The sequence below is a fragment of the Streptococcus sp. NLN76 genome (genome assembly GCF_015686645.1).
In the GTDB taxonomy this organism is placed as follows: domain Bacteria; phylum Bacillota; class Bacilli; order Lactobacillales; family Streptococcaceae; genus Streptococcus.
In genome coordinates this window covers 1-3,931 of the sequence record NZ_JADPMS010000073.1, presented here as the reverse complement: position 1 = coordinate 3,931, position 3,931 = coordinate 1, and the positions used below count along the sequence as shown (strand labels likewise).

Sequence of the window (3,931 nt, the reverse complement as noted above, 5' to 3'; positions counted from 1 at the left end):
TGTGTTTGTGATGGATTCGCGAGATAATATACTTGGCTTTGCATATCATGTCCTCAATTCGTGGTGGTTTTGAGTTTATGATACGCAAAGTTTTTTATTATTTCCAGGATTAACTAGCACAACGGGTGTAACATATCTAATCGAAATTTCTTTGGGAAGGAACAGATGTTAATCAAACACATCAATAGCACAAACCCTACAAAGCCTACACGAACAGATTCAAGCAAAATCAGCTGTCTATTTTCAATTTGGTAAATCATTCAATAAAGAGGTTGAGTAAAAAGTTCTAATCTTATACTCTTTTAGTTTATCTTTTATTACTGTGTTAGCTCGTCTTGCCGTACTTCAGTACTGTCTACGACTCGCTGCCTTGTACTAAAAGTAAACTAAAAGACTATAAAACTTTGAAGTAGTGGCAAATTGGTATTTTCATTCGCTTTTCAAACTCAGAAGATAACCTAACCAACTGTGCAGAGGCAACTCTGCGAACGATTTTTACAATTAAAATCGTTCTGTCCACTCTCGACCTAGCAACAGTTAACGAGATTTTAGACGAGTATTAATCACGCCTTTCCAATTGGTATAGCGAGGCGCTCAGGGCTAGGAGACTCCAGAATAATAATAAACCTAAGTCTACAATATTTACAGATTGACCTTGAAAAAGACTATTTCGTACCAAGTTCCCTGCAGGTACAAATGGTAGGTAATTGTAGATGCTCACAATCCATTCAGGAAGTCGGCTTGGTGGATAAAGAATTGGTGAAAAAAGTAGGCCGACCATTAAGACCAATTGATTCACCAAGGCAGTCAAACTAGGTGGAGCTGAGTAAGCCAGGCTAAAACCTAGTAATAACATCGTAGCTAGAACCAAATCTAAAATTGGAATCACTAAAAGCCAGTTTTGAGGCAATATCTGAAATTTACTGTAGACAACTAGTAGAGAGAGGAAGATTCCAGGTAAACTGGCTAGAATCCAGATCACTAAATCCGCTAAAACAAGAGTAATTCTAGGTACAGGGAGGGTCCGTAAATATTCGACCATCCCATCCAACCGGTTCCCGGTTACTTCTTGTGCAGCCATCGTACAGCCAAGTGAGATGAGCCCCATCGTGATGGCTCCTGCTCCTAGATAAAGCTTTTCTTCTGATGAAACTTCTCCCATAACAAGAGAGTATCCATAAACCAGAGCAAGGGTCATCAAAAACTGAACTGCTCCGCATAAAATAAAGAGGTGGCGGTTTCCTAGGAAAGTCCACTCTACCAAACTCGCTATTTGTTTAAGTTGTTTCTGCAGCATCGATCCATCCTCCATATATCTCATTCAAATCAAGCCAATTCATTTCATACTCTGTTATATGCTCGTTTTCCACTTCTTTTCCTAGCCATTGTAAGAAACCGGCTACTTTTTCTTCAGGGACCTGCATGGTAAACAGTCCATCTTCTCTTTTTTTAACAGAAAGAGGAAATTCAGTATTCTCAACTGCTCGTCCTTCCACTCGGAGTTGACGTTCTGTTTTTAAATCAATCACGTTACCTGTCCGCAGGAGAGAGCCTTTGTGAAAAAAATAATAGCGATCGGCATATCCTTGGACTTCTAGGAGGTTATGAGTAACAATGACAACTATATGTCCGGCGGATGCGAGTTTTTGTAAGTACTGCCAGAGCAGTTTTCTACGAACGGGATCCACATCATTGGTTGGTTCGTCTAGTAGGAGGACTGGCGGTGGGGCAATCACGGCCATAGCAAAGGAGACTAATCGTAAAAGTCCTCCGGATAATTTCTCTACTTTTCTATGTTGCCACTCTTCAATGTCGAGAGTGGTCAGTAAGGCATCTACCGCTTGCTCTAAATCAGTACCTGACATCCCTCGAATTTTCCCAATACTTCGGATAGCTTGGCGTGTTGTCATGCCACGGATTGGAGAGTGTAGTTGGGGCATCATCGCAATCAGTTCTCTAGCAGTCTGGGGATTTTCAATCAATTCTAGTTCCTCAAATTTGATTTCCCCTTGGTCTGGCTTAAGCAAGCCAATAATTTGATTCAGGAGTGTTGTTTTGCCTGCCCCATTGTGTCCAAGTAGTGCATGGACTAGCCCAGATTCAAATTCACTGGAAATCTGTTTGTTTGCCTTCACCCCCGTCTTTGGATAGGTTTTCGACAAGTTCTCAATGATTAAACGTTGGTCCATTTTTTACCTCCGATTTACTTATTTTAATCCATAGTAAGAGAAAACTTCCCAATTATTCTCATTACCAATCCCACATGTTGGACATTCTTCTGGGTAACGTGACCACGGCTGATGTCTAAATGAAGCTCCCTTCTCATAATCTATCTCGAACTGACAATTTATACTCTGAGCCTCTGTATAAGACGTCAAAATTCTAACCGCTTCATCAGCAATGGCACCTGTTAACTGAAACATAGCTGGTCCGTAAGCTATAGTCGGGGGTTGAAAACCGGATTTTTGATGGCCCACAAATTGTTTCACAAAGTTTGGATCTCGTTTTGTATACTCGATATTCAAACAATCAAAACAACCACTTTTACCTGGAATAACCGAATAAACCCTACCTCGACTAACCTGATTACCTCCAAATACACAGGGAATTCCAGCTTGTACAATCGCTCTATTTACTATTCGTTGAATTTTAATTCTTGGTTCATCTATAGCACTAATTACGAGATCTACTCCATCTATCAAATCTAAAACGTCGTTCTCTATTTGAATTTTTTTATCTATAGCGTCTATTTTAACTTGAGAATTTATTTGTTGTAATCTTTCTTTTGCGACAGTCACTTTCTTTTTTCCAACATCATTTTCGACATAGAGAAATTGCCGGCCTAAATTTGATAATTCAATAACATCATAATCAACTATTATCAATTTTCTAACGCCCAAACCACACAAAAGATTTGCCACAAGAGAACCACCTCCACCAAGACCAAGTAAAAGAATTGTAGATTGGTTTAACTTATCTTGAACATCTTCCTCATTCATCGAGAGAGTTGCATACCTCTTAAAGTAATTTCGATTTCCTGTATACCTATCCGATTTATCTTCCTTATACTCTTCTAGAAACTTTTCTTTATCCAACAAATCAATCCCATACTCCACCTCATCAAGTGTAATATCAGGATATTTATTTTGCATCGCCCTTAGTAAATCCTCAATTGTACGACCGTCCATATATTTAATCAAATCCCACATTTCTCCTGTAGGATCTTCAAATTCAGTAGTTATATTCTTTTGAGAACCTATGCGAAACGTCTCCGAGTCTAGTCTATAAACTGGATAAATTGTCTTAATTCTTGGTTTTGAATATTTCATAAAGTACCTCACGGAATCATCTCTCCTTAAGTTTTTGTATCTATAAAAAATAGATTTAGAAAACAAGCCAAGAATAATCTCGACTTGTTTCTCGCCCAAAACTAGATAATATTCCATGAAATATCACGGACCGCTTCGGGTTTTCTTACTTTAACCTTATGCATGGATCTCACCTCCTTTTTTAAAATCAGTATAGCAATCCCACTTCATTCTTTTCTGTTTTTGAAAAAAATAAACCTGTTATTGTCATTTTTGGTATAATTGCCCTATATAAAGTCTAGTGGTGAAAAGTCAAGTTCAAAGTTCTGAGCAGTTACTCTTTTTTTCAGAAAAAAGGGCGCACTGAAAAGAGCTAGCGAAAAATGATGTTTTTCAATCAATTTTCGCTAGATTTTCAAGGAGTGTGCGGATCCTAATAGGTATCTTCCATAAGCCTCCTTGGTGGCGTATAGAGTTGGCGGTGGCGTAGTAGCATATCCACCAGACGCACAAATTTTCTAGCAGTTAAGACGAGAGCTCGTTTATGTTTGTTTTTTGGTACTTCTTGACACTTCTTCTGGTAATAGGCTTTGTATTCTTCGTCATAACGTCTGACAGAGTTG

At 38.7% G+C, this 3,931-nt stretch carries 3 protein-coding genes and 1 pseudogene; all 4 read right to left on the bottom strand.

Annotated elements, in window-relative coordinates; translation table 11 throughout:
* Positions 1–559: 559 nt before the first annotated feature.
* A complete protein-coding gene (locus tag I1A59_RS09060; RefSeq protein WP_196092440.1) occupies positions 560–1,297 on the bottom strand; it encodes an ABC transporter permease in 738 nt (245 codons plus the stop codon).
* Positions 1,278–2,189 (bottom strand): ABC transporter ATP-binding protein, encoded by a 912-nt coding sequence (locus I1A59_RS09055; protein WP_196092439.1) that lies wholly within the window; start codon positions 2,187–2,189, stop codon positions 1,278–1,280. Before I1A59_RS09055 ends, I1A59_RS09060 begins: the two co-directional genes overlap by 20 nt.
* An 18-nt stretch (positions 2,190–2,207) precedes the next feature.
* A complete protein-coding gene (locus I1A59_RS09050) occupies positions 2,208–3,329 on the bottom strand; it encodes a ThiF family adenylyltransferase (RefSeq protein ID WP_196092438.1) in 1,122 nt (373 codons plus the stop codon).
* Positions 3,330–3,741: 412 nt separating this feature from the next.
* A pseudogene (locus tag I1A59_RS09045) lies at positions 3,742–3,931 on the bottom strand (IS110 family transposase); the annotation flags it as partial.